Origin of the sequence: Phaeocystidibacter luteus (assembly GCF_008933115.1) — a bacterium.
GTDB classification, from domain to species: Bacteria; Bacteroidota; Bacteroidia; order Flavobacteriales; family Schleiferiaceae; genus Phaeocystidibacter; species Phaeocystidibacter luteus.
Window position 1 is genome coordinate 111,782 of record NZ_WBVO01000002.1, and the last position, 23,246, is coordinate 135,027.

Below are 23,246 nucleotides of genomic sequence, written 5' to 3' on the forward strand. Positions count from 1 at the left end.
ATGAAATTTCTCCCAAACCTTCTTGTTGTATCCATTGTTCTCTGCCTTGGTGGACATGCTCATGCTCAGAATTACCAGGCCACGTATGCCTTGGGGAAGTCTTGGCAAACGTCATCACTGAAACTCCCATCCTCTCCTGTTTCCTCAATGAATGACTCTGTTTATTGCGATAGAGACACGGTGGTTTTTGGTGAAACATACATCGCTGTCGTTTCTGAAAATGGAAACGAACCCGAGCTGTTCTTTAGAGAGGATTTAACCACGGGTGAAGTGTTTTTTTACGAACCCGCAGATTCATCAGAATATCCAATGATGGATTTATCTGCACAGATTGGAGATACGCTTGTTTCTTTTATCCCATGGACAAAAGCTTCTTCTCTTTCCAATGGGGACGATAGCCTGATATACATCACGGATAGATACAAAATTCAAGACATGCTGGGAGATTCTTTAGTCGTGTTGGAATATGAATCGTGCAACTCCACTAGCTTCTACGGCCCATTCTTTTATGTGGAAAAGTTTGGATCTTTTGAATCACCACTTTTCGTCAAGTATCCGTGTAATTTGAATCACATTGCTAATCGCACTAGTCACTGTGGCTATGACAACGGCGTTCAATTCTTCATGAATTGGCAGAGTGATTCTTGTGGGATAAGTACTGTTTCAATAACCGAAGTCCATCCCGACGGATTCAAGATTTACCCAAATCCGACTTATTCTTTCGTCACAATAGAAGGAGACTTAACCGGTGAAATTACGTTACTCGCTCCGGACGGAAGAACCCTTAGAGCTTTGATGAAGTCTGATATGGCCGTTACGCTTGATGTTGCTGAATTACCAGCTGGCGTATACTTTATCCGATTGAAGAGCGACAACCATCAACGGACTCAAAAGCTCATCGTCGAGTAGAAGTTGGAAAGGCTATATTCGTGATTGGAGTATGGCTATGAATCAATCAAGCATGAATCGACTCAAATGGACCTTTCGCTTCGTAGCGTTTGGACTCTTTGTATACGTTCTTTTGCGGGCAATATTGATTTCATTCACACCTGATGAGGCGACTTCCTACTACTTCGCCATCGGCAAATACAACCACGCGCTACACTCTAACAACCACATCTTAAACACCCAATTGATGCGGGTGACCCATTGGCTTTTTGGGCACAGTGAATGGTCACTTCGCTTGCCCAACGGTTTGTCATTTTTGGTGTATTGCAATGGGGTATGGCTCATCCTTAAACGTTCAAATCACCTTTGGGTTGGATTGGCTGGAATGGCATTTTTACTCCTGAATCCTTTTGCACTAGAATTCTTCTCATTGGCGAGAGGCTACGGACTTAGCCTTGCGTTTTCAATGCTGGCTTTGGGTTTATTCATACAGAGTAGAACGAATGCTGAATATGCGGAAAAGAGTCATTTTTTGGTCGTGATTGCCGCCTTCCTTGCCGTACTCTCAAATTTCAACGCTATCAACTTCATCCTTTTACTGTTTGGATGGCTTATCGTAGATCAAGCTCGAAGTGGACATGGTTGGATTCGCAGGAATCTGAAATCGATTTTAGGAATTGGTGTTACACTCACCTTTGCAATCGGATCACTTCTCATACTCAAGGGCAACGATGATTTAAGGTTTGGCGCACCATCTTACTACGCCTCTTTTATGCGCACGGCCCGGATGTTTCTGTATGTTGATGATCAACCGATTTGGTTTACAGAGCTGATGGGTGTCGCTGTGGGCGTACTCGTTTCCGGAATCTTACTGTGGGTCTTGTTGAATAAGCGCTTCACATCCAATTTAGCGGTTGCTCTTACACTAGTGATCGGCATCCCGTTCGGTTGGTTCGTGGAACATCAGTTTTTAGGCGCGAACCTGCCGGAAGGTAGGATGTTGGTCAACCTTCTTCCCATCTTGGGTTTGGTGTTTTTCCTTATGCTTCAGGAAATCGCGCGGCTGGATTCAGTTGCGAACAAAGGGTATAAGGCTGTGCTTAGCATCGTTGCCTTGGGTTTCGTGATCAACTTTGGATTGTCCATAAATCTTAACACGACACACAAGTGGCCCGACTCTTCAAAGACGAAAGAGGCTATTTACTTTGTAGGCGATTTGGTGGAAGACTGGGATGAACCTGCATCGATTGAGCGATTCAATATCTACAAGAACTCCACAAACTATTATATCAGCACCCGAAAGCTCAACATAGAATTGACGGATGACAAGGATATTAAGGGTGAAGCGGACATTCTATTTGTCCATTTGTGGGAATGGGAGAGGGTGGAGCCACTCTTGCGAAATAAGTACGAATTGATTTGGTCTGAACCAAACTACCCCATGCGGGTTTACCAAAGCAAAGCTTCCATTGAGGAACATCGGAACGGTGAATAACTTCCTTTCTTGAAAGCGCGGAAAACACGAGGAAAATCGACATATTTGATAGAGAATAGAATTCGATGAAGATATATACCAAAACAGGCGACGAAGGAAAGACGAGTTTACTCACTGGAAAGCGTGTGGACAAGTACAATGAGCGTCTGCATGCCTATGGAACTACCGATGAGTTAAACTCTTGGGTAGGGCTTCTGAGAGATGAGGTGAAGGATGCTGCCGTTGTGGAGATATTGATTCGAATTCAGGATAGGATTTTCACCTTGGGAAGCCATTTGGCCAACGAAAGTGGAAACGATCGCGTGAAACTTCCGCAAATTGACGAATCGGATATCGATGCGTTGGAGAAGGCCATGGATTCAATGAATGAAACTCTACCGGAACTTCGTTCGTTTGTATTGCCGGGTGGACATCCAACCGTGAGCCATTGTCATATTGCCCGTACGGTTTGCCGTCGAGCTGAAAGGCATGTAGCTTTTCTGCGTCAGGAAGGCGAGGTGGATGCGATCATCCTAAAATATTTGAACCGTTTATCGGATTATCTGTTTGTGTTGGCGCGCAAACTTTCGGCCGATTTGAATGCTGATGAAGTGCCTTGGAATCCAAGTGCATGAGAATGTGAGAGTAAGGTTGAAAAAAAGCGCTTGACTGGTATTCGAAAAAAGTTACTTTTGCCAAAAATTAAAACGCCGCTATGTATTGGACGTTAGAACTTGCTTCCTACTTAAGTGATGCTCCTTGGCCAGCTACCAAGGACGAATTGGTAGACTACGCCATCCGTACCGGGGCTCCGCTAGAGGTGGTTGAAAACCTTCAATCTATCGAAGACGAAGACGGTGAGGTGTATGAGTCTATCGAAGAAATCTGGCCAGATTACCCTTCGGAGGAAGACTTCCTGTGGAACGAAGAGGAGTATTGATTCTCCCTACAGATAAGATTTTGTCATTCCCTTTCGCCTGAATTGGCGGAAGGGTTTTTTGTTTTCTGACACTTTGTCCTAAACTCTTCTGCGGAATGATTTTCGTTCCCTGAGCATTATTCCGAAATTCCGCGTTTTAAATAGGTCTTAGCAGACATTTCGGCTAATTTTGTCAGCCGCCCTAGTGGCACTGAGATTAAGCACGACACAATGATCAATCAGATACTCAAAACCATACTTGGAGATAAGTCGAAGCGCGACATGAAAACGCTTCAGCCTTTGGTCGACGCCATCAAAGCCGTAGAACCATCCATCCAAGCACTCTCTAACGACGATCTTCGTAATAAGACCGTTGAATTCCGCTCTCGAATCGACGAGAACGTTAAGTCTATCACCGAAAATATTGCTTCACTTAAGGAGCAAATTGAAAACGAGGAAGACTTCGAAAAGAAGGAAGTCCTGTACGACCAAATCGATGATCTCGAAAAACAGTCTGTAGAGGAAACCGAAAAGTTGCTCAATGAAATTCGTCCAGAGGCATTCGCTGTCGTGCGCGAAACCGCCCGTAGACTTTCCGCAGAGCCTATTCGTGTTACGGCAAACGATCACGATCGTGCACTCGCTGCCAAACATGACTTCGTTAGTATTGAAGGCGACGAAGCCGTATACGCCAACAAGTGGATGGCCGCCGGAGGAGAAGTTGAGTGGAACATGGTTCACTACGACGTTCAGCTCATCGGTGGTACGGTTTTGCACCAAGGTAAAATCGCCGAGATGGCCACGGGTGAAGGTAAAACCCTCGTGGCAACCCTCCCGGTTTACCTCAATGCACTTCCAGGTAAAGGGGTGCACGTAGTAACTGTCAACGACTACCTCGCAAAACGTGACTCCGAGTGGATGGCGCCAATCTTCCAATTCCACGGTCTCACGATTGATTGTATCGACAAGCACCGCCCAAGTTCAGCCGAGCGCCGCGAAGCCTACAAATGTGACATCGTGTACGGTACGAACAATGAGTTCGGTTTCGATTACCTCCGCGACAATATGGTCAACACACCAGAGGAATTGGTTCAACGCGGACACAACTACGCCATCGTCGATGAGGTCGATTCAGTTCTCGTTGACGACGCCCGAACACCACTCATCATTTCAGGCCCTACTCCGAAAGGCGACGATCAGCAGTTCGATGAACTCAAGCCATACGTAGTCAAACTCTTTACTGCTCAGAAGCAGATTGTTCAGAACGAACTTACCAGAGCCAAGAAACTCATTGGCGAAGGAAATACGAAAGAAGGCGGTATTGCGCTATTGCGAGCGTACCGCGGCCTGCCTAAAAACCGAGCGCTCATCAAGTTCCTCAGCGAAGATGGTGTGAAGGTACTTCTTCAGAAAACGGAGAACACCTACTTGCAAGAACAAGGGAAACGCATGCATGAGATTGACCAAGATCTCTACTTCACCATTGATGAGAAGCACAACCAAGTTGAGCTTACCGAACAAGGCATTGAACTTCTTTCTGGAGATAAAGATGCCGACTTCTTCGTGATGCCAGATATCGGTAGCATGATGGTTGATCTTGAAAAAGAGGACCTTCCTACCAACGAAAAGGCCGAGAAGAAAGATCAAATCATGCGCGACTTCCAAGTGAGAAGTGAGCGCGTGCACACGATGAACCAGCTCCTCAAAGCGTACACGCTCTTCGAAAAAGACAAGGAGTATGTTTTGATGGACGGGAAGGTAAAAATCGTCGACGAGCAGACGGGTCGTATCATGGACGGTCGCCGTTACTCGAACGGTTTGCACCAAGCTATCGAAGCCAAGGAAAGCGTAAAGATCGAGGCCGCCACACAAACGTATGCGACCGTTACGCTACAGAACTACTTCCGTAAATACAACAAGTTGAGTGGTATGACCGGTACCGCCGAAACGGAAGCAGGCGAATTCTGGGAAATCTACGAATTGGAGGTTGTAGTCATACCTACTAACCGTCCTATTCAAAGAGATGACCGTGAAGACTTGGTGTACAAGACAGCTCGCGAAAAGTACAACGCGGTTATCGACGAAGTTGTAAAGCTCCGCGAAGCCGGTCGACCAATCTTGGTCGGTACCACGAATGTGGAAATTTCTGAGCTACTGAGCCGCGCACTTAAGATGCGCAAAATTCCTCACCAGGTGTTGAATGCGAAGTTGCACGCCAAGGAAGCTGAGGTTGTAGCTGAAGCTGGACGTCCAGGTACGGTGACCATCGCTACCAACATGGCGGGTCGTGGTACGGATATTAAGCTTACTCCAGAATCAAAGGCTGCGGGTGGTCTTGCCATCATCGGTACGGAACGTCACGATTCTCGTCGTGTTGACCGCCAGCTACGCGGTCGTGCAGGTCGTCAAGGTGATCCGGGTTCATCTCAGTTCTTCGTATCACTCGAAGATAATTTGATGCGCCTATTCGGTTCCGAAAGAATCGCCAAGATGATGGACCGCATGGGCCACAAAGAAGGGGAGCACATCCAGCACAAAATGGTTTCAAACTCTATTGAACGCGCACAGAAGCGAGTAGAGGAGAACAACTTTGGTGTTCGTAAGCGCCTTCTCGAGTTTGATGACGTGATGAACTCTCAGCGTGAAGTGATTTACAAACGCAGACGTCACGCCCTTTACGGAGAGCGCCTTCAGGTAGACATTGCCAACATGGCTTGGGACACGGTTGAAGGATTAGTGAATGCATACAAGCCAGCGAAAGACTTGGAAGGCTTGAAGATGGATGTGCTTCGCATCTTCGGAATGGATATCCAGATGTCTGAAGAAGAGTTCAACAAAGGCGATGAAGCGACACATACACGCAGCTTGTATGAGCTAGCTCTGAAACACTACAAGGAAAAGAATACGCGTATTGCGGAATCAGCTTACCCAGTTGTGAAAAACGTATACGAGAACCAGGGTGAGCAGTTCAAGAACATTGTAGTTCCGTTTACAGATGGTATCAAGGCACTTCAGATTCCAACGAATCTTGAGAATGCCTATAACACCAAGGGTGAGGGAATGATTCGCGACTTTGAGAAGAGTGTTACTCTTGCCTTTATTCAAGACAACTGGAAGGTTCACCTTCGCAATATGGATGACCTCCGTACGAACGTACAGTCGGCATCCTACGAGCAAAAAGATCCACTCTTGATCTACAAGTTTGAATCTTTCGAGCTCTTTAAGGATATGGTGGATAAGCAAAACCGTGAAATCTTGAGCTTCTTGTTCAAGGCACATTTGCCACATCCTGATCCTTCTCAAATGCGTCAAGCGCCTACTCAGCCTAAGCAACAAGAAAAGCTTCAAACAAGCGGACCTGGCAGCGGAGCGGAGAATCAAGTGGCCGGACGGGGCGGTGTTCCTCAAGGTGCAGGAGCGATGCCTCAGCAAGCTCGACCACAGAAACCTCAGACCGTCGTTAAAGAAGGGAAGTCGTACAGTCGAAACGATAGAGTCACCATTCAGAACATGATGAGTGGTGAAAAGAAGGAAGTGAAATACAAGCAGGCTGAGCCACTTTTGAGTGGAAATCAGTGGGTGATTGTAGAAGATTAAGTTGTTGATTGACAGAAGTCTTCACGTACTTTCACGAGAAGATTCCTACAACTAGAAAAGCGATAAAGGCGAAGGTGTTCCAGTCACTCGAATGGAACTCTTCGCCTTTTTTATTTCTGCAGCAAATTGGATGGCAGACTCTGGTGTACGCAGACTGCTCGGCTGATGAATACACAAATACACATCTGTTATTCCGGTCGACTCCCATTGCGCAAACTTCTCTGCCCATTGTGCTATCCGTTCCACTTCTAGCGGATGAAAATCCCATCCCGCATATCGAAGCATGAGCTGCTTGCTCGCAGATGCCATGTGGAGCACATCAGGGCGTCCAGGAGCATCGGTAAGCACCCAATTCATGTTCTTGTTGTGTAGGGTTGCTGTGATGTCGTCAAACAGCGTTTGATCGTCAAACCATGACGGATGGCGTAGCTCAAGCGCTAGATGAATATCGTCAGGCCAAGCCTCAAGGTAGTCGAATAAGTCCCGCGCTTTTTCAGCCTTATAATTTTCGGGCATTTGCAAGAAGCACGGCCCTAGATGCTCCCCTAACGGGCGGATACTTTCAGCGAAAAGGGCAGTGGGTTCTTCTGCGTTCTTCAGCCTCCGGTAATGGGAAATGCTTTGAGGCAGCTTGGGAAGGAATTTAAATTCTGATGCGCTCTGTTTTGCCCATTCGGCAACTTGCTCGGGTGCAAAAGTTCTATAGTGAGTAGCGTTGAGTTCTGTGCAGCTAAACTGTTGTGTATAAGCGGAAAGATATCCCTTTTGTGGGGTGCCAGGTGGATACCATTGTCCAACCCATTCCTTCATTCCCCATTGTGTGCCCCCTAAATGAACAGTGAGCCCTGGAGAAGGCTCGAGTTCCATAACGATTGCATGGTCGTTGGGAAGTGGTGCAAGGTACTCACGTGATGGTTCGACTTTTCCGAATTTCATTCTCTCTTAATTCAATCCAAAGCTATTGAGAAATTCTACGAGTCTCATGTATGCTTCAAATTGAACTTGCGGAACCTTGTTCGCCTCGAGGTAATGTAAGTAGGCTTTGTGCACGTCGTTCCACCTCGGATTATTCATCATGCGGGCGAGTGTGATTCCCCTGAAACAACGATACGTTTGATTTGTGTTTACCCTAATGGGCAAGTTGGGATGACGGTTGAAAAGCGCTTCAAGTTTTTCGGAATCCGCCAGCATTTCGAGGTGATTGAAGCCTCGCTCTTGAAAGAAGTTTAGGATTCTTACCGACATATCTGCCAATTCTTGTTGGGTTGTGATGAGCAAGGATTGTTCATCTTCTGCCAAGAATTGATTCAATTGAATGATGGCGGTATTGCTCTCGTGAAGGTAATTGACCGAGGTGGGTAGAAACATCAATGCGGTGCGTTCAACAGCGTGAAGCCTTGTACCGAATTGAATATTAAAAGAAATGCCTTCTCGAGAAGAGATTGGTTGTATGGAGATGTTCTTGAAGCCACTTTCGAAGCTGGAGCGGAACTGTTGTGTTGGCGAGTGCCAGGTGTAACCAAACTGCTCGAAGCTCGGAATGAGTCCGCGATAAAAGTGTGTAGCGTTGAAGGATGAAAAGCTACTCATCCTGTGGGTTCTGATTCATGCGAAGCCCGTCTGGCTCCACGTACCGCTTGCTATCTTTTTCTTCTTTGCGCGGAGGCCGCACATATAGAATAGTTCCGGAAAAATGCAGAACCTTTCCAGCAAGGGCATGGTTGAAGTCAACCAATAACGAGTCGGAAAGCACTTCTGTAACCGTTCCTAATTCTTCTTTTCCCGTGGTAGGGTTGAGGAATACCATGCGGTCTCCAATGTTCACGTTTTCTTCGTTAAACCAAGGGTCACGACGATAGTATTTAGCCGAAACTTCGACAATTTTAGAAGAATCCATTTCTCCATATCCTTCTGAAGGAATGAGGGAGAAGGAGAACTGTTCGCCTTCTCGAAGTCCATCGAGGGCTTGTTCAAATGCGGGCAACATTGTGCCTGCGCCAAAGTAGAATTTCAGAGGGTAATTGGCATCCATCCTTTCAAGCAAATCACCTTTGGGCCCACCCTCTCTCATATCATACTTCAGCTCAACTATTGTGTGGGGAGCAATTCGTTTGACCATGTACTTATAACGCGTTGCCTCCCAGATGGTTCAAAAAGAAAAAGCCCCTCTCCAGCAGGAGAAGGGCTTCATGGGGTAGAGAAGGAACGGATTATCTCAGTCCGTAGCGCTGTGCTACCTCTCTATATCGTTGCGCAATAGGTGACTGTCCTCCTTGCTGAGATTGCATGTGGTATTGCATAGACATACCGTTAAGCATTCTGTAAAGAGAGAGTGAGTTCCCCATTTCTGCACGTACTTCACTTTGTTTTCTAAACGACTGGAAGTACGCAATTTCTTGATCTAATTGGTCGGCGAATTCAACTACCATGGCGTCTGCCTTGTCCATTGCGCCTGCTTGGTAATATCCTTCGATGAGAGAAGTGATGAAGTAGTTATACTCGTACTTCTCCGTCGGCATGAGCTCCATCGCTCTATCGATTACTTGCTCCGCCTTGTCGTCTTTACCTTCCGCAACCAAAGCTCTGGCACATCTTCCGAAGATGGTGCGAAGGTTGTAAGTCGGTCTGCGGCACGTCTCGTCATAATAAACGTCTGGATCGCTGATACCTTCAAACTCCATTGCCATGAGGTTATTGAAGAGGATGTCTGTGTCAACATACCCAAACTCGATAGATTGGTTGTCTTGACGAGGTGTGTTCACCGGTACGAAACGATAGGCTAGACCTTCGAGACGGAAGTAGTCTTGCAGATAGAAGAAAGACTTAGGGCTGCTACCTACGGTGATAGCGAAGTAAATTGGACGTGACCAATCGTTTTGATTGATGAGGTCGATCACCATAAGGTCACGCTTCAACATCGCACGACCCTTGAAGTCCCAGTCGATGTAGTCTACAATCTTAGCACTGTCCTCAACACCAACTACGCCTTGGTCAATTACCTGCTGCTTGTCGATATCGATTCGCAAGTTTGTCTGTGGATAGTAGTAGTACGAAGGTGAATTCTGAATTCCGTGTGGCTTGAATTGGAAGTTCGCGCCGTCTTGCTTCACAAATTTGATGAAGTCGTCTGTAGACCAGCGGGCGCCCGGATTACGACCGTAATCTTGACGGAATTTCTGAGGGTTGAGATACAAAACATCTCGCGTACCCATTCGGTATTGGTCCTTTTCAAACGAGAATGGAATGTTGTTGCCATCGACGTATGCAGATCGTTTGAGCTGATCGATGTACCAATCCGTATTTAGGAGGGAGAGGTTAACAACACGAACGTCGGTTCGGTACTCTTCCACTTCTTGTAGATACCAGAGAGGGAAGGTGTCGTTATCACCGTTCGTGAATAATATGGCATTTGGCGCACATGAGTCGAGATATGCTTTTGCCGTATCGCGAGCCATGTAGCGTTGAGATCTATCGTGATCATCCCAGTTTTGAGCAACCATGTTCAATGGCACAATTGCGAGCGTTACTACGGTAACAATTCCGGCCAATCCTGGTACATTAAGTCTTTCGCGAATCAAATCGTAGATAGCCACTACGCCTAGTCCAATCCAGATGGCGAATACGTAGAAGGATCCGACGAAGGCATAATCACGCTCTCGAGGTTCAAACGGTTTGTGATTCGTGTAGACGACGATGGCGAGACCGGTAAAGAGGAAGAACATTCCGATGACCCAAGCGTCTTTGCCGTCCTTGAAGGCTTGATATCCCAGTCCTATCAATCCGAGTATAAACGGAATGGCGAAGTAGGCATTTCGCGCTGGGTTGTTTTTCATGTAGTCGGGAAGTAGGTCTTGATTCCCTAGTCGACCATTGTCTACAGCCGATATACCGGTCATGTAGTTTCCTTGTGTACGCTCATAATGGTGCTGAAGGTCGTTCTGTCGGCCTACAAAGTTCCACAAGAAGTAGCGCCAATACATGTGCCCAACTTGGTAGTTCATGAAGAACTTAAAGTTATCTGCAAAAGTTGGCTTCTGCTCTTTGCTAGTGAGGCTTGAAATCTTCAAATAACCTTGAACGTGATTGTCCTGATCGCTCCACATTCGTGGGAAGAACATCGTCCACTCTGGATCGTAGTTTGGAACAGCAAACTTCTTATCGTCTGTAATGACATATTTCTTTTGCTCTTCGTCGTAAGTGTAGGTTGGCGATCCGTCAACAAACGGTTCGCTGCGGTCCAACTGAGAGTTGAACACCTTACCATACATCACTGGCCAGTCGCCGTACTGTTCACGATTGTAGTACGCGAGCATGCTCAATGCGTCTTCCGGATTGTTCTCGTCGATTGGAGTACCTGCATTCGAGCGAATACCGAGCATTACAAAGCTTGAATATCCAATCAAAATAAAGAGGACTGCGAAGATACCTTGGCTAACGAAAGGCAAGCTCTTTTTCTTGGCATATCGGATACCGAAGTAAGCGCCTGCGATAATTAGGATGATAGCGAAAACGGTACCTGAGTTCTTCATAAGTGAAAGTGAATTCACGAATGTGATTTCGAGGAAACCGAACATTTTAAGGAGAAGTGGAATGATCACTTTGAATACAGCGCCGAGAATGATGACACTGAGGACGGTTCCCACGATAGAATCCTTGATGGTAGCATCGGGCTTCACTTTGTAATACACCACCATTACGATTGGCGGAATAGCCAAGAATACGAGGATGTGTACACCTACTGATAGGCCGATGAGATATGCGATGAGCACCAACCATCGGTTGGCGTATGGGTCGTTGTCGTATGCGCGCTCCCACTTGGTTACAGCCCAAAAGGCTACTGCAGTGAAGAAGCTTGACATGGCGTAAACCTCACCTTCAACAGCTGAATACCAGAATGAATCACTCCAAGTGAATGCGAGTGCACCTACGATACCAGCGCCAAATACGGCGAGCATTTTCTGATTGTCGAACTCTGATCCATTTCTAAGAATAAGCTTCTTTGCCACGTGAGTGATGGTCCAGAAAAGGAATAGAATAGAGAAAGAGCTAGAGAATGCGGACAAAAGGTTGACCATGTAGGCTTGTCCGGTGACGTCTCCCGCAAATTGTGAGAAGAAGTTACCTACGATTTGGAAGAGCGGTGCACCTGGAGGGTGACCTACTTGAAGTTTCACCGAGGTGGCGATGTATTCACCACAATCCCAGAAGCTTGCAGTTGGTGCAACTGTCGCCACATAAGTAGCGCTTGCGATGATCCAAATCACCCAGCCTAGGATGTTGTTTATTTTCGTGTAATTCGAAGTTTGCATGTCCGCGTATTTCAATCAGATTGGGCGAATTTAAGAAAAGAAAGATACCGCCTTTGTTGTTGAAAGGTTAAAGAACCCCCGTCAACATTATTTTAGGATTTTGGTCTTTTTGAGTTGAACGTTCAGAATCAATCCAGAAACCAAAACGATTGCTCCATAAATCCCCGCCCATTGCCATTCCATAAAGATGATTTTCCCCATCATGAAGAGTAGAGAATAGGTCATGCTCACCGCTGCTATCCAACAAACGGCAAGGCGAGCAAGATGTCCAGCGTTCTGGAGGTCAGAAGATTGCGTTTCTGCAAAGCGACCCCAGTTTCCGGCGGGTTTAATTCTGTTGTAGAACTTCTGCAAAGTTTCATCGGATTCGGCTGGGGTGAGAAAAGTGACCACAAGCCAGACGATGGTGGTAAATGAAACGGTCACGAAGAAGGAATCTGGGAATTCCAGTCCTAAACCAAATTTTGAAATGGCATAGCCAATGAAAGGTGCAATTGTGGCGCTGAGTTCACTCCATGCGTTAATTCTCCACCAGAACCACCGCAGAATTAGTACAAGTCCGAGGCCCGCGCCACATTCCATGATGAAAGACCAAACACTGGAGATGCTTTCGATGAAGAAACTAATGGTAAGCCCAACAACGGCGAGGAGAACTACGGTTACTCTCGAAATATTGACAAGTGTTCGCCCGGATTGCTCATTGGTCGAATCGAGAATTTGATCCTCTTTTTTTCTGTTTTTGATGGGAAGATAGAAGTCGTTCACAAGGTAGGATGCACCCCAATTGAGCTGGGTAGAAATCGTACTCATGTAAGCGGCAAAGAAACCGACGAGGAGTACGCCCATCCAACCGGCGGGCACATGGTTTTTAAGTGCGAAAATGTATCCGAATCGCGAATCGCTTTCGTAGCGAATCGACTCGTCCAGGCTAGGGTTTGTGCTTCGGGCTACTTCGAGTTGTCCGGCGAGTTGAAGTACATCGGGACGAAGCTCCTCAGGGGCTTCGTTGGCATTGTCGATCCATTCAGCTACCGGGCCATGTTCTGCCAGTGTGTTCCATTGCGCTGCGGAAGATTCATCTAGTTTATTGGGAACATTGAATAGCACAAGTGCTGAAAGGCCTACGAGAATCCAGGGCCAAGGGCGGATGCAATAATGTGCAATTTGGAAGAAGAGGGTGGAATAAACTGCGCTTTTCTCGTCCTTGGTACTCATCATTCGCTGTGCGATGTACCCGCCACCACCTGGTTCGGCACCCGGATACCAGCTTGCCCACCACATCATTCCAAAGAAAGCGAAGAAGGCTGTTGCGGTGATGGAATACACTTGTCCTTCGCCTTCGCCAACGGAAGGGAAGAATGAAAATGCGGAATCGGGCAGTTGAGCTTTAAGGTTTTCTATGCCGCCAATTTGAGGACTATCAAGCACAAAGTAGGCGAGGGCAATGCTGCCTACCATGGCAATGACAAACTGAATATTATCTGTGATTACCACACCGAGAAGTCCAGAAAAGGCCGAGTAAAGCGTTACCGCCAGCATGGTAAGTCCAGTGTATAGGAATGCGGTTTGTTCATCCATTCCGAAGAACCCGGCGAGTATGGTAACCATGGCCAGATTGACCCATCCGATGATGAGTACGTTCATGAATAAACCGAGGTAAATCGACTTGAAGGGGCGAAGGAATCGGGCGGCGGGACTAGAGTATCGCAGTTGTATCAGCTCAACTTCTGTAAGCACGCCTGAGCGTCTCCAAAGGTTAGCGAAGAAGAAGGTAGTGAGCATTCCTCCGGCCAAAAGGTTCCACCAGATCCAGTTTCCGCTGATGCCGTTATCGTGAATGAGTTCGGTTACTGCGAGTGGAGTATCGGCTGCAAAAGTGGTCGCCACCATAGAAATTCCGGCCATCCACCATGGAAGGTTTCGTCCGCCTAGGAAGTACGAATTCAAGTCTTTACCGCTTTTCTTCGAGGCCCAGAGTCCAGCACCAATCATGAGCGCTGCAAGCAGACCAAAAAGAATCCAGTCGAGTTGTTGCATGGGAGATTGTTGTTGAGGAGGGGAAGATAGGGAATTGAGGCTTCGCCAAGAAGCTTCGCTTAAGGCACTTCGTGCAAGGCTCACTGGTCGTGAGCAAGGGGGGCGAAGGTGTTGAACACGCGAAGAGAGTTGATGAAGTAATCGTGAGTTGAGGGGTTAAGGGCTTCGCCAAGAAGCTTCGCTTAAGGCACTACGTGCAAGGCTCACTGGCCGTGAGCAAGGGGGGCGAAGGTGTTGAACACGCGAAGAGAGTTGATGAAGTAATCGTGAGTTGAGGGGTTAAGGGCTTCGCCAAGAAGCTTCGCTTAAGGCACTACGTGCAAGGCTCACTGGTTTTGAGCAAGAGTCCCGCGGTAGACAAAGAATGCTTGCAGGTGAGCTAGGAGTCTTGCCGAGGAACGAGGCCTTTCGTCCGCCGCATGGCGGATGACTTGCTGAGGAACGAAGCCTTGTGATGAGCGGCGTAGCGCGAATCACCTTAGTCTTAAGACAAAAAAGCCTCCCCAGTTTCCCGAGAAGGCCTTCCGCTCTATGAGGAGCTGAGACTTGGAGTGAGTCTTACTTACCTTTTGATACTGCAGCCGATTTGGCGAGTGTCAGCAGGGTCAATTTCATCAGCTGCTCCAGCAGCTAGTTTATTCATCGCTTCGCGCAGCCATTCTTGCGTGGCTTCCTTTTCGCGATTTTCGAATTTATCATTGATGGAACCCTCGAAGACGAGTGACATGTCGCTATCGAACAAGTACACGTGAGGGGTGGTTTGCGCGCCGAAGGCGTTGGCAAGTTCCGCGTTCACATCTACCACATACGGACATGTATACCCAGCTTCTTCGTAGTGGGCCTTCATGCGCTCCATGCTATCGTCGCCTTCGCGCTTAGCTTTGTTGCTATTGACTAGCACCATGCCGATGTTCTTGTCATCCGCTAGTTCGGCCAACTTTGGATACTCTTCTTCCCAGGCAATAACGTAAGGGCAAGTGTTACACGAGAAGATTACGAGAAGTCCGTTTTCCTCTTTCAGTGATTCGAGAGATGAGCTTGTCCCATCAACATTTTCCATCATTCTATCGGCCATTGGAGCGACGTCGCCAATCTCAAGAGGGGTGGAGAAGTCGAAGGCTGTGAGGCCTACGCCAATGCCAATCACGGTCAACAAATAAGTAATCGATTTCATGTTTTCTAAGTCTGTGTGATTAACAAGACTAAGATAACTAATTGGTGTTCAATAATGTTGTACGGTGTTGCTGTCAGAAATTTTGGACTAATGTTCCGACCGAAGGGAGGAATCCCGAGAGGCGAAGCCGATTCGGGAGAGGGTCAGACTGTTAGAGGGTCAGAGGGTTGGAGGGTTGGAGGGTTGGACTGATGTTCCGACCGAAGGGAGGAATCCCGAGAGGCGCAGCCGATTCGGGAGAGGGTCAGACTGTTAGAGGGTCAGAGGGTTGGAGGGTTGGACTAATGTTCCGACCGAAGGGAGGAATCCCGGGAGGCGCAGCCGATTCGGGAGAGGGTCAGACTGTTAGAGGGTCAGAGGGTTGGAGGGTTGGACTGATGTTCCGACCGAAGGGAGGAATCCCGAGAGGCGCAGCCGATTCGGGAGATGGTCAGACAGCAGAGCTACAGATCGATAGAAGGCTTAAGGCTTGAAAGCTGCTTCTTCTAGGGGGCAGTTAGCCCCTCCCCGGTCTCAAGTTACGAGATGAGTTTTCAAAAGCTTGAATCTCAACAGGCAATTTTGTGAGTTGAAAACTAGCCGATTGTAAACGTTTACCACACGACTTAATCGCGCAAATAGTCCGATCTTGTCAGTTGGGTGGTGGGGGATAATGAACCCATGGTATAGCGGTGAATATTGAAAGAATACTTGAGGGTTTGAGGTTCCCATTGCAAGGAGGAATCCCGAGGGGAGGAGCTGATTCGAGAGATGGTTGCACTACTGGCCAGCAGAGCATAGCTTAATATTGTTCCCAAGCTTTTGATGTGATTGCATGTAGGTTTAGAAAAGAACCAATAAAACTGTTCTTCTATCGTTTCTCTTTCACGACCTAACCCTCTCTCTTATGAATCGAGTGTTACTCTCTTTAATATGGCTTCCACTTTCCTTGATGGGCCAACCAGATTCCGTCCTTGTTGAAGAATTCAATCCAGTCGATTCATCTTGGGAAGATTTAAGTCTTTGGCGATATTCCTATCAGGATTCCCTATTGATTGAACTAAAAGGGTATGGCCGACGAACAGGTCAAACTGGCCGTAGAGTCCTTTGGACCCGCACTATCTATACCTACAACGGAGCTTCCGATACTCTTGAAATAATTAAGCTACGAAGACGTGGAGGAGAATCAGAATTGAAAATGGTAGAGCGGCGCGAGTTCAATAGAGAAGATGAAAGTGTAGTTCGGTATCAGGACTTTTATTATGAAAATGGTTCGGGCAGCTCAGGGGCCTTTTATTGGAGACACTATTCTGGAGAAGAGCTCACCTATGTGTATCGACTAAGCTATATCGCATTCTATAATAGATGGGACGGAATGCTAAAACAATTCGACTATGATGCAGAAGGACGCTTAATCAGTATTGGGTTTTGTCATTCTGATGATAGTATTACGTGTTTGAACGGTAATCACCGATATATAACAATTAGCTACACGGATACAGTGATAGATCAACTCACCACCTACCGAACCACAATTAGTGGGTACGAGAAAGATCGATTGGTCAGATATCTGGATTCTAACGGAAATGTTCTGAGAGAAGTGGCAACTACATTTCACGAATATGCAGGGTGGCTACCTAAATGGGATTATATCTTTGAATACGATGATGAAGGAAGAGTAAAACACAAGTACTCCTATTTTCAAGGGTCATCAAATCCAAGTCGAAGAGAAACATATTACTATACAGATCCACCACCTCCTCTTCTCAATAGGGGTATAGTTTTCCCAAACCCTACACGCGATTACTTCACTTTGGAACTCTTGGAAACAGCACGAGGGCAAGTTCAAGTTATCGATGCACTTGGTCGAGTTGTTTTTTCATCCAACATTTCCTCCGATCGGCTAGAGATCAATGCCACTTCTTGGGATGAAGGTTGCTACATTCTTCGCTTGCTTTCGGATGAACGTACGAAAGTTTGGAGGGTGATTAAGGATTGATGGAGGGTCAGACTGTTAGAGGGTCAGAGGGTTGGAGGGTTGGACTGATGTTCCGACCGAAGGGAGGAATCCCGAGAGGCGCAGCCGATTCGGGAGAGGGTTAGAGGGTTGGATGGTCAGACTTATGGACTGATGTGCTGACTGAAAGGAAGTATCCCGAGAGGCGCAGCCGATTCGGGAGAGGGTTAGACTGTTAGAGGGTTAGAGGGTTGGAGGGTTAGACGGCAGCTCTAAAGTTGAACGTTCTCCAAAGCCTCGAAGGTGCATCCAAATAGCACGGGACTTTAGTCCGTGCGGGCTTACGGGACGATTAGGCTGTTAGAGGGTTAGAGGGTTGGACATCAGAGCCAAAGTTGTTCGCTCTCTACAGCCTCGAAAGCACATTCAAATAGCACCGGACTTTAGTCCGTGCGACCTAGCTGGAGGCTTTTATTCGTCGCAAGACCAAGAACCCTTTCCCGTGTGAGCAGGATCCTTTTGCCTTGAAAAGGCAATCCAAAGTTTCCACCATATCCTCCACTTCTTCAAGCTCAACATCCACCAGCGTAATCCGCCCGTATTGAACACGTACTTCTTGTACCGTGTCGTTCTCATATCCCAAATTCGAGAAAATGAGTTGATACTCTCCAGGCTCTACCTCTTCAAATCTGTAATACCCGTCAATGTCAGTTAATCTGCCCTGAATGAACTCTCCATCTTGCATCAGTCGAACCTCAGCGTTCGGTATTCCCTCAAGATTGTCGGTGTATGTTTCGGTCTTGACATATCCTCCAATACCCCCGACCTGAGCTGTCGATGTAATGGAAGTCAGCATGAAGAAGATTCCAAAAAGATATGTGGAGAACCGTGTCATTGTAAATCAAACGTCATGGTATCGCGCTCCGTTGGTCTCGACGCACGCAAACTGTCCATTTTGAACTTTAAATCTTGGATATACATCTCGTCATCTGCAGGCATGTCCCAATCTCCATCCATAATTTGGTTGGAAAAGAACAATGATCCGAATACCAATGTGAGTGGATAAGCCAACAGATGAAACCTTTTTACCTTACCCTTCGTTGGTTTTTCCCTTTCTGAGAAGTCGATTGAAGTGGTTGGTTGCGATATTGAGACTTCAAACCTATAGAGGAGTGCGGTTTCAACCTCATCTCGAATGAGCTCCACCTTTTTGGATGATAGATCAAACTGTTCAGGTTCGAGCCAGTAAAGCTCACCTTCTAGTTCCACTAAGTTTAATTCGACGAGAACCTCGAGGATGGCGAAATTATCATTCAAACTAAACCCACCTTCAATTAGATTTCGACGATAGACACCTCTGTTGCCTGCCTCCTCTAACCGAGTTAAGATTTGCAAAGCATGCTCTGTAAGCTGCTCAATATATTCTTGGGAGTGGGGCATGGTTAGGAGTGGGAAAGCTCGGCCGCTGCTTTTAAAGCAGCATTTCTTTTCGACAATAAAGATTTCATGTAAGCACGTAAAAATAGGGCATCTGCTGCTTTTCCGATGAATCCGTAAGGAGAAGAATACTCGAAGATATCAGTCATGATTGTCCCACTGTCAATTTGCACGAACCGATGCTCATGTCGAAACGACTTAAAATCACCCTCCACCATTTCATCTACAAAAAACTGCGGGAACTTTAGCTCTGTGATTTTGGAGGTTAGCTCGCGATACCTTCCTAAATGTTTGGCTCTCCAAGTTACGGTGTCGTCCAGTTCCATTAATCCTGAGGTCACTCCAGCAATTACCGTTTCGTCGGTGTGAGACATCGAATCACGGTGTGCGTCAACACTTCTTGCTAAGTCGAAGACTACCTCGACCGGTGCGTTGATTTTGGTATGAAGGGTGATGGTGGGCATAAATCAATGCTAATCTATCAAATACAAGTAGCCCAACCTGTACCATGAGATGTGCCGCTGAAAGGTGGGGACGTCTTGATAACGGCTGTTTTGCCAGTATCCATCAACATCTAAGTACAGGTGATGGTTGCCCGTAAGCGCGTACTGAAACTTGAATTTAACGCGATAGTTATGCTCATCAATGTCATCCAGGTACTCCTCAGTAGCATCATTTTGGTCATCACTGAACCAGAAACCATTTTCATACTCTAAACCAAACTGAATGAAACTGCGGTCACTCGTTTCATAACTGCTAAGCACCATTGTGCGCAAACCGTATTTATTCATGCTGGGATACAAAGGGGCAGGCACGTAAGTGTAGTTTTCACGACTATTTCTCTGATAGAATCCGATGCTGGGATAAATCATCCAAGAGTTTTCTAGTCTGAGGGCGGCCGTGTATCGAGCGCGAAGTTCCCAACTTTTTCGACTAAAGCTAGAGAAGGTCCTATCGTCCGTTAGCGGAGTTGTAATCCCAACCTCCAATAGAGAGGATTTGAAGAAGTTTTGGGTATTGTGAGTTTGAAATCCAATATCTAGTGCGGCATTATCAAAAACACCAACCGCACCGTAAACTTGATTTGATACCGGTAGTGTAAATCGGAATCTCAATTTATCGAACGCCAGTAGATCCCCTTGCAGCCTGAATTCCCAGCCATCAATTTCATAACCCGGAAAATTGGATGCTCCATCGAAGTTGAGTCCAGCGGTTATGTTGAGATTGGCATATAATTCAGTAGGATCCGCGAGCCTAGAAGTTGGTAGTTCTAATTCCTGTGCTAAAAGTGGAGCGCTGATAACCAGCATCCACAAAAGATTGAGGCGAGACATAGTTGAGAGATTTAAGGTTGTTGAAAGCGAAACGCATACAAGGTAGGTGATATTGGTCAGTTAATTCAATTTACTAGAGTACCTACCATAACCCCCACGTTCCATACCTTTGCCCCTCCACAAAACACATGGTATCATGAATATTCTCGTCCTCGGTTCCGGCGGCCGTGAACACGCAATTTCTTGGAAGATTTCTCAAAGCGATAGATGCGACAAACTCTATATCGCACCAGGTAATCCAGGCACTGCCAGCCTCGGAGAAAACGTAGCTCTTGGAGTGAACGATTTCGAAGGCATCGCCAATCTTGTGCGCGAGAAGAATATCGATATCGTTGTGGTTGGACCCGAAGATCCACTCGTAAACGGCATTCACGATTACCTTGTGGATGATGCCAAACTCGATGTGAAAGTGATTGGTCCACGCAAAGGCGGCGCCCAACTCGAAGGAAGCAAGGATTTCTCGAAGCAGTTCATGCAACGACATAATATTCCTACTGCGGCTTATGCCACATTCACAAAAGATCAAATCGAAGAAGGGGAGAAGTTCCTAGAATCGATGAACGCACCGTACGTGCTCAAAGCCGATGGCCTTGCAGCTGGAAAAGGGGTGCTCATCCTTGATAATCTAGATGAAGCCAAGGCCGAACTCCGCGCCATGCTTGCCGATGCCAAGTTTGGCGACGCGAGTAGCCGCGTGGTCATCGAAGAGTTTTTATCTGGAATCGAGTTTAGCGTATTCGCTTTAACAGACGGCAAGAATTACGTGATTCTCCCCGAAGCAAAAGATTACAAGCGAATTGGTGAAGGCGATACAGGTCTGAATACCGGAGGAATGGGAGCCATCTCTCCAGTTCCTTTTGTGGATGATGCCATGATGAAGAAGGTGGTTGACCAAATCGTGGAGCCGACCATCAACGGATTGAATAGCGAGAGCCTGCCATATGTCGGCTTCGTGTTCTTTGGCCTTATCAATGTAAATGGTAACCCTTTTGTTATTGAGTACAACGCTCGTATGGGCGATCCGGAAACCGAGGTAGTGATGCCTAGGTTGAAGTCTGATTTCGTGGATCTATTAGAAGCAGCAGGCAATGGAACGCTTGATCAGCAGACGATAGAATTTGACGAGAGAGCCGCAACTACGGTAATGGTGGTTTCGGGTGGCTACCCTGGCTCGTATCCAAAGGGCAAGTCAATTTCTGGATTGGAGAACGTAGAGAACTGTACCGTGTTCCACGCTGGGACGAAGATGGAAGGAGACCAACTCGTAACTTCAGGTGGACGTGTCATGGCGTTTACGGCCTACGGTACCGACAAAAAAGAAGCGCTTGAGCGATCTTACGAAGGCATCAAGCGCGTATGCTTTGAAGGAATTACTTTCAGAAGTGATATCGGCTTCGACCTCTAAACGAGGTTGAAGCTAGATGAATGAGAGGTTTACCTCTCGCCAGCTTTGCGCTGCATGTTCATCTGACGGAACCAGTAAATAGTGAACGCGGTCATGACAAGCATGAAGAGATAGTTCACGGAGTTGCCCAAGAAAGGAAGAATTTGGAACGTCCATTCAAAGAAATCTCCTAGTGCTTCGAAAAAAGATCTTAGTGGCATGACTGCTTATTTGTAGATTCGGGAACAAATTTAAGCCAAAGATTTAATGTGGAGCAAGCGTCTTGAAGATATTCGTCCAGGAACTGTAATGGCCTATGCGCTATTGCTTCTCGGACTTGGATATCTCCGTATCGGTATGGCTCCATCAAGTTCGATTGATTGGTCTTTTTTAGGCGTAGAGTACGAGCTGTCATCATGGCTCAAATGGCTTTCTCCAGTGATATGGACAATCTCAGGTTTGTTGGCAAATCTCATTCTTGTCGAGCGTTTTCAAGTTCTGAAGCGCTATTCTTACGTCGGGTTTCTTTGGGGCTTGTTCCTAATCATCCTTGGTGGTTTCCAAATTGGAGTCTATTCCATTCTTTCTCTTTTCTGGTTCGCGTCTATTCTGAGGATTCAGAAATCAAGCAGCGTTATACCAGATGCACTGGATGTCGGATTGATCATCGGCGCTTTATCTCTTTTCAATCTTCAATTTCTAGCGCTCATTCCCATTAGTTGGATCCTTGCACTAACCTTCGCTCGCCTCCGATGGAGAGTCATATTCGCCTCTATCTGGGGTGGGGTTACTATTCATATTCTCACCTGGGTCACATTCTATCTGCTAAGTAGAAATGAAGCATATCTGTCTTATTGGGAATGGAGTCCAGGTACATTTGAGATTGTAGATACAGCCCTATGGGTGCTGATTATCACAGCATTCGTCTGGTGGGTATTCTCGCTTGGGAATTACATCAAGGCCTTATCGACGGCGAATATTGTGAAACGACAAAGCATGTCGGCGCTCCTTTTCTTCACCATTATTCTCGCTTCACTAGCGCTTACGGGTATTTGGAGCGATACCGTTTACTTTGCGATGCTACCCATAGGAACGCTCGTGTTTATCACGAACGACTTACAGTATCGCAAAAAGTATTGGTGGCGCGATGTGGTTTTCTGGACCTTCATCGCAGCGTATGTGTTGATGTTGTTTCCGGCCGTACAGCCTTAGTTTTCCTCTGGGAAGAAGATTTTCTTCAACTCGTGAGCATCTTCTGGCTTCATCTTTCCGCCTAAAATAAGTGCGAGTTGCTTTCTTCGAAGAGCGCCTTCGAAACGGATTTTTTCTGTTTCTGATTCAGGCTCAATTCCTGGAACCTCAATTGGATTACCGAGTTGGTCTACCGCAACGAAAGTGTAAATAGCCTCATTGGCCGTGATGCGAGAGCCAGAGCGCTGATCTTCGATATAGACATCCACAAAAACTTCCATTGAGCTCGTGAATGCTCTTGAAACAGACGCTTCCAATGTGACAATTGAGCCTTGAGGCACAGCGTGGTTGAATGACACGTTGTTTACACTCGCAGTTACTACTTGACGACGGCAATGACGATGAGCGGCAATGGCGGCGCAGCGGTCCATCCACGATAGGAGCTGTCCACCGAACAAATTGTTCAAGTTGTTGGTATCGTTCGGGAGAACGATTTCGGTCATTACAGTAAGTGAGTCACTTGGAGTTTTGGTCCTCATGGCGGGTGTTATTTGCCCGCAAAGGTA

Annotated in this window: 20 protein-coding genes; 8 read left to right on the forward strand and 12 right to left on the reverse strand. The window is 46.8% G+C overall.

Annotated elements, in window-relative coordinates; all coding sequences use genetic code 11:
• The 5 genes from F8C67_RS04265 to secA all read left to right on the forward strand — a co-directional run bounded on the left by F8C67_RS04265 (position 1) and on the right by secA (position 6,878).
• Entirely contained in the window at positions 1-909 is a 909-nt protein-coding gene (locus tag F8C67_RS04265) for a T9SS type A sorting domain-containing protein (protein WP_151666573.1), read from the forward strand.
• A gap of 52 nt (positions 910-961) precedes the next feature.
• Positions 962-2,383 (forward strand): ArnT family glycosyltransferase, encoded by a 1,422-nt coding sequence (locus F8C67_RS04270; RefSeq protein WP_170266358.1) that lies wholly within the window; start codon positions 962-964, stop codon positions 2,381-2,383.
• Positions 2,384-2,448: 65 nt separating this feature from the next.
• Positions 2,449-2,997 (forward strand): cob(I)yrinic acid a,c-diamide adenosyltransferase, encoded by a 549-nt coding sequence (locus F8C67_RS04275; RefSeq protein WP_151666575.1) that lies wholly within the window; start codon positions 2,449-2,451, stop codon positions 2,995-2,997.
• A gap of 80 nt (positions 2,998-3,077) precedes the next feature.
• Positions 3,078-3,302 carry a DUF2795 domain-containing protein gene (locus tag F8C67_RS04280; protein ID WP_151666576.1) on the forward strand — a complete coding sequence of 75 codons (225 nt, stop codon included), beginning with the start codon at positions 3,078-3,080 and terminating at the stop codon, positions 3,300-3,302.
• 210 nt (positions 3,303-3,512) lie between these two features.
• Positions 3,513-6,878 carry a preprotein translocase subunit SecA gene (gene secA / locus F8C67_RS04285; protein ID WP_151666577.1) on the forward strand — a complete coding sequence of 1,122 codons (3,366 nt, stop codon included), beginning with the start codon at positions 3,513-3,515 and terminating at the stop codon, positions 6,876-6,878.
• A 51-nt stretch (positions 6,879-6,929) separates the two neighbouring features.
• Here secA and F8C67_RS04290 read toward each other — a convergent pair whose 3' ends face one another.
• From F8C67_RS04290 to F8C67_RS04315, 6 genes are all read right to left on the reverse strand, one after another.
• Positions 6,930-7,814 (reverse strand): DUF72 domain-containing protein, encoded by an 885-nt coding sequence (locus tag F8C67_RS04290; protein ID WP_151666578.1) that lies wholly within the window; start codon positions 7,812-7,814, stop codon positions 6,930-6,932.
• A 6-nt stretch (positions 7,815-7,820) separates the two neighbouring features.
• The gene (locus F8C67_RS04295) at positions 7,821-8,468 is read right to left on the reverse strand and encodes a hypothetical protein (RefSeq protein ID WP_151666579.1); all 648 of its coding nucleotides are present in this window, start codon (positions 8,466-8,468) and stop codon (positions 7,821-7,823) included.
• The gene (locus F8C67_RS04300; protein WP_151666580.1) at positions 8,461-8,997 is read right to left on the reverse strand and encodes an FKBP-type peptidyl-prolyl cis-trans isomerase; all 537 of its coding nucleotides are present in this window, start codon (positions 8,995-8,997) and stop codon (positions 8,461-8,463) included. Before F8C67_RS04300 ends, F8C67_RS04295 begins: the two co-directional genes overlap by 8 nt.
• A gap of 91 nt (positions 8,998-9,088) precedes the next feature.
• Positions 9,089-12,187 (reverse strand): protein O-mannosyl-transferase family, encoded by a 3,099-nt coding sequence (locus F8C67_RS04305; RefSeq protein ID WP_151666581.1) that lies wholly within the window; start codon positions 12,185-12,187, stop codon positions 9,089-9,091.
• Positions 12,188-12,274: 87 nt separating this feature from the next.
• A complete protein-coding gene (locus F8C67_RS04310) occupies positions 12,275-14,224 on the reverse strand; it encodes a sodium:solute symporter family protein (protein WP_151666582.1) in 1,950 nt (649 codons plus the stop codon).
• 562 nt (positions 14,225-14,786) lie between these two features.
• Positions 14,787-15,398, reverse strand: a complete 612-nt coding sequence (locus tag F8C67_RS04315; RefSeq protein WP_151666583.1) for a redoxin family protein — start codon at positions 15,396-15,398, stop codon at positions 14,787-14,789.
• Between the two features lie 886 nt (positions 15,399-16,284).
• On the opposite strand from F8C67_RS04315, the gene F8C67_RS04320 reads away from it, so the two are divergent.
• On the forward strand, positions 16,285-17,376 hold the full coding sequence (locus F8C67_RS04320; RefSeq protein WP_151666584.1) for a T9SS type A sorting domain-containing protein: 1,092 nt from the start codon (positions 16,285-16,287) through the stop codon (positions 17,374-17,376).
• Between the two features lie 415 nt (positions 17,377-17,791).
• Here the strand turns inward: F8C67_RS04320 and F8C67_RS04325 are convergent, their stop codons facing one another.
• Genes F8C67_RS04325 through F8C67_RS04340 form a run of 4 tightly spaced genes read right to left on the reverse strand, consistent with a single transcriptional unit; the run spans position 17,792 to position 20,105 of the window.
• Positions 17,792-18,229, reverse strand: a complete 438-nt coding sequence (locus F8C67_RS04325) for a carboxypeptidase-like regulatory domain-containing protein (protein WP_151666585.1) — start codon at positions 18,227-18,229, stop codon at positions 17,792-17,794.
• Positions 18,226-18,774 carry a hypothetical protein gene (locus F8C67_RS04330; protein WP_151666586.1) on the reverse strand — a complete coding sequence of 183 codons (549 nt, stop codon included), beginning with the start codon at positions 18,772-18,774 and terminating at the stop codon, positions 18,226-18,228. The genes F8C67_RS04325 and F8C67_RS04330 overlap by 4 nt, the downstream gene beginning before the upstream one ends.
• A 2-nt stretch (positions 18,775-18,776) precedes the next feature.
• Positions 18,777-19,235 carry an SRPBCC family protein gene (locus F8C67_RS04335; protein WP_151666587.1) on the reverse strand — a complete coding sequence of 153 codons (459 nt, stop codon included), beginning with the start codon at positions 19,233-19,235 and terminating at the stop codon, positions 18,777-18,779.
• A 9-nt stretch (positions 19,236-19,244) separates the two neighbouring features.
• The gene (locus tag F8C67_RS04340; RefSeq protein WP_151666588.1) at positions 19,245-20,105 is read right to left on the reverse strand and encodes a hypothetical protein; all 861 of its coding nucleotides are present in this window, start codon (positions 20,103-20,105) and stop codon (positions 19,245-19,247) included.
• Positions 20,106-20,241: 136 nt separating this feature from the next.
• Here F8C67_RS04340 and purD point away from each other — a divergent pair, with 136 nt between their 5' ends.
• Entirely contained in the window at positions 20,242-21,510 is a 1,269-nt protein-coding gene (gene purD / locus F8C67_RS04345) for a phosphoribosylamine--glycine ligase (protein ID WP_151666589.1), read from the forward strand.
• Positions 21,511-21,539: 29 nt separating this feature from the next.
• On the opposite strand, the gene F8C67_RS14280 is transcribed toward purD, so the two are convergent.
• The gene (locus F8C67_RS14280) at positions 21,540-21,710 is read right to left on the reverse strand and encodes a DUF6341 family protein (protein ID WP_170266359.1); all 171 of its coding nucleotides are present in this window, start codon (positions 21,708-21,710) and stop codon (positions 21,540-21,542) included.
• Between the two features lie 46 nt (positions 21,711-21,756).
• Between F8C67_RS14280 and F8C67_RS04350 the strand changes: the two genes are divergently transcribed.
• Complete coding sequence (locus F8C67_RS04350; RefSeq protein ID WP_151666590.1) at positions 21,757-22,701, forward strand: DUF6427 family protein; 945 nt, start codon at positions 21,757-21,759, stop codon at positions 22,699-22,701.
• Here the strand turns inward: F8C67_RS04350 and F8C67_RS04355 are convergent.
• Positions 22,698-23,219, reverse strand: coding sequence for an acyl-CoA thioesterase (locus tag F8C67_RS04355; protein ID WP_151666591.1), 522 nt, complete (start codon positions 23,217-23,219; stop codon positions 22,698-22,700). The genes F8C67_RS04350 and F8C67_RS04355 overlap by 4 nt on opposite strands.
• Positions 23,220-23,246 lie beyond the last annotated feature (27 nt).

Coding starts and splice junctions, on each gene's coding strand:
- F8C67_RS04350 (WP_151666590.1), top strand. CDS start 21,757: ATGTGGAGCAAGCGTCTTGAAGATATTCGTCCAGGAACTGTAATGGCC.
- F8C67_RS04310 (WP_151666582.1), bottom strand. CDS start 14,224: ATGCAACAACTCGACTGGATTCTTTTTGGTCTGCTTGCAGCGCTCATG.
- F8C67_RS04275 (WP_151666575.1), top strand. CDS start 2,449: ATGAAGATATATACCAAAACAGGCGACGAAGGAAAGACGAGTTTACTC.
- F8C67_RS04270 (WP_170266358.1), top strand. CDS start 962: ATGAATCGACTCAAATGGACCTTTCGCTTCGTAGCGTTTGGACTCTTT.
- F8C67_RS04340 (WP_151666588.1), bottom strand. CDS start 20,105: ATGTCTCGCCTCAATCTTTTGTGGATGCTGGTTATCAGCGCTCCACTT.
- F8C67_RS04305 (WP_151666581.1), bottom strand. CDS start 12,187: ATGCAAACTTCGAATTACACGAAAATAAACAACATCCTAGGCTGGGTG.
- F8C67_RS04300 (WP_151666580.1), bottom strand. CDS start 8,997: ATGGTCAAACGAATTGCTCCCCACACAATAGTTGAGCTGAAGTATGAT.
- F8C67_RS04320 (WP_151666584.1), top strand. CDS start 16,285: ATGAATCGAGTGTTACTCTCTTTAATATGGCTTCCACTTTCCTTGATG.
- F8C67_RS04280 (WP_151666576.1), top strand. CDS start 3,078: ATGTATTGGACGTTAGAACTTGCTTCCTACTTAAGTGATGCTCCTTGG.
- F8C67_RS04315 (WP_151666583.1), bottom strand. CDS start 15,398: ATGAAATCGATTACTTATTTGTTGACCGTGATTGGCATTGGCGTAGGC.
- F8C67_RS04290 (WP_151666578.1), bottom strand. CDS start 7,814: ATGAAATTCGGAAAAGTCGAACCATCACGTGAGTACCTTGCACCACTT.
- F8C67_RS04325 (WP_151666585.1), bottom strand. CDS start 18,229: ATGACACGGTTCTCCACATATCTTTTTGGAATCTTCTTCATGCTGACT.
- F8C67_RS04330 (WP_151666586.1), bottom strand. CDS start 18,774: ATGCCCCACTCCCAAGAATATATTGAGCAGCTTACAGAGCATGCTTTG.
- F8C67_RS04265 (WP_151666573.1), top strand. CDS start 1: ATGAAATTTCTCCCAAACCTTCTTGTTGTATCCATTGTTCTCTGCCTT.
- F8C67_RS04355 (WP_151666591.1), bottom strand. CDS start 23,219: ATGAGGACCAAAACTCCAAGTGACTCACTTACTGTAATGACCGAAATC.
- F8C67_RS14280 (WP_170266359.1), bottom strand. CDS start 21,710: ATGCCACTAAGATCTTTTTTCGAAGCACTAGGAGATTTCTTTGAATGG.
- F8C67_RS04295 (WP_151666579.1), bottom strand. CDS start 8,468: ATGAGTAGCTTTTCATCCTTCAACGCTACACACTTTTATCGCGGACTC.
- secA (WP_151666577.1), top strand. CDS start 3,513: ATGATCAATCAGATACTCAAAACCATACTTGGAGATAAGTCGAAGCGC.
- purD (WP_151666589.1), top strand. CDS start 20,242: ATGAATATTCTCGTCCTCGGTTCCGGCGGCCGTGAACACGCAATTTCT.
- F8C67_RS04335 (WP_151666587.1), bottom strand. CDS start 19,235: ATGCCCACCATCACCCTTCATACCAAAATCAACGCACCGGTCGAGGTA.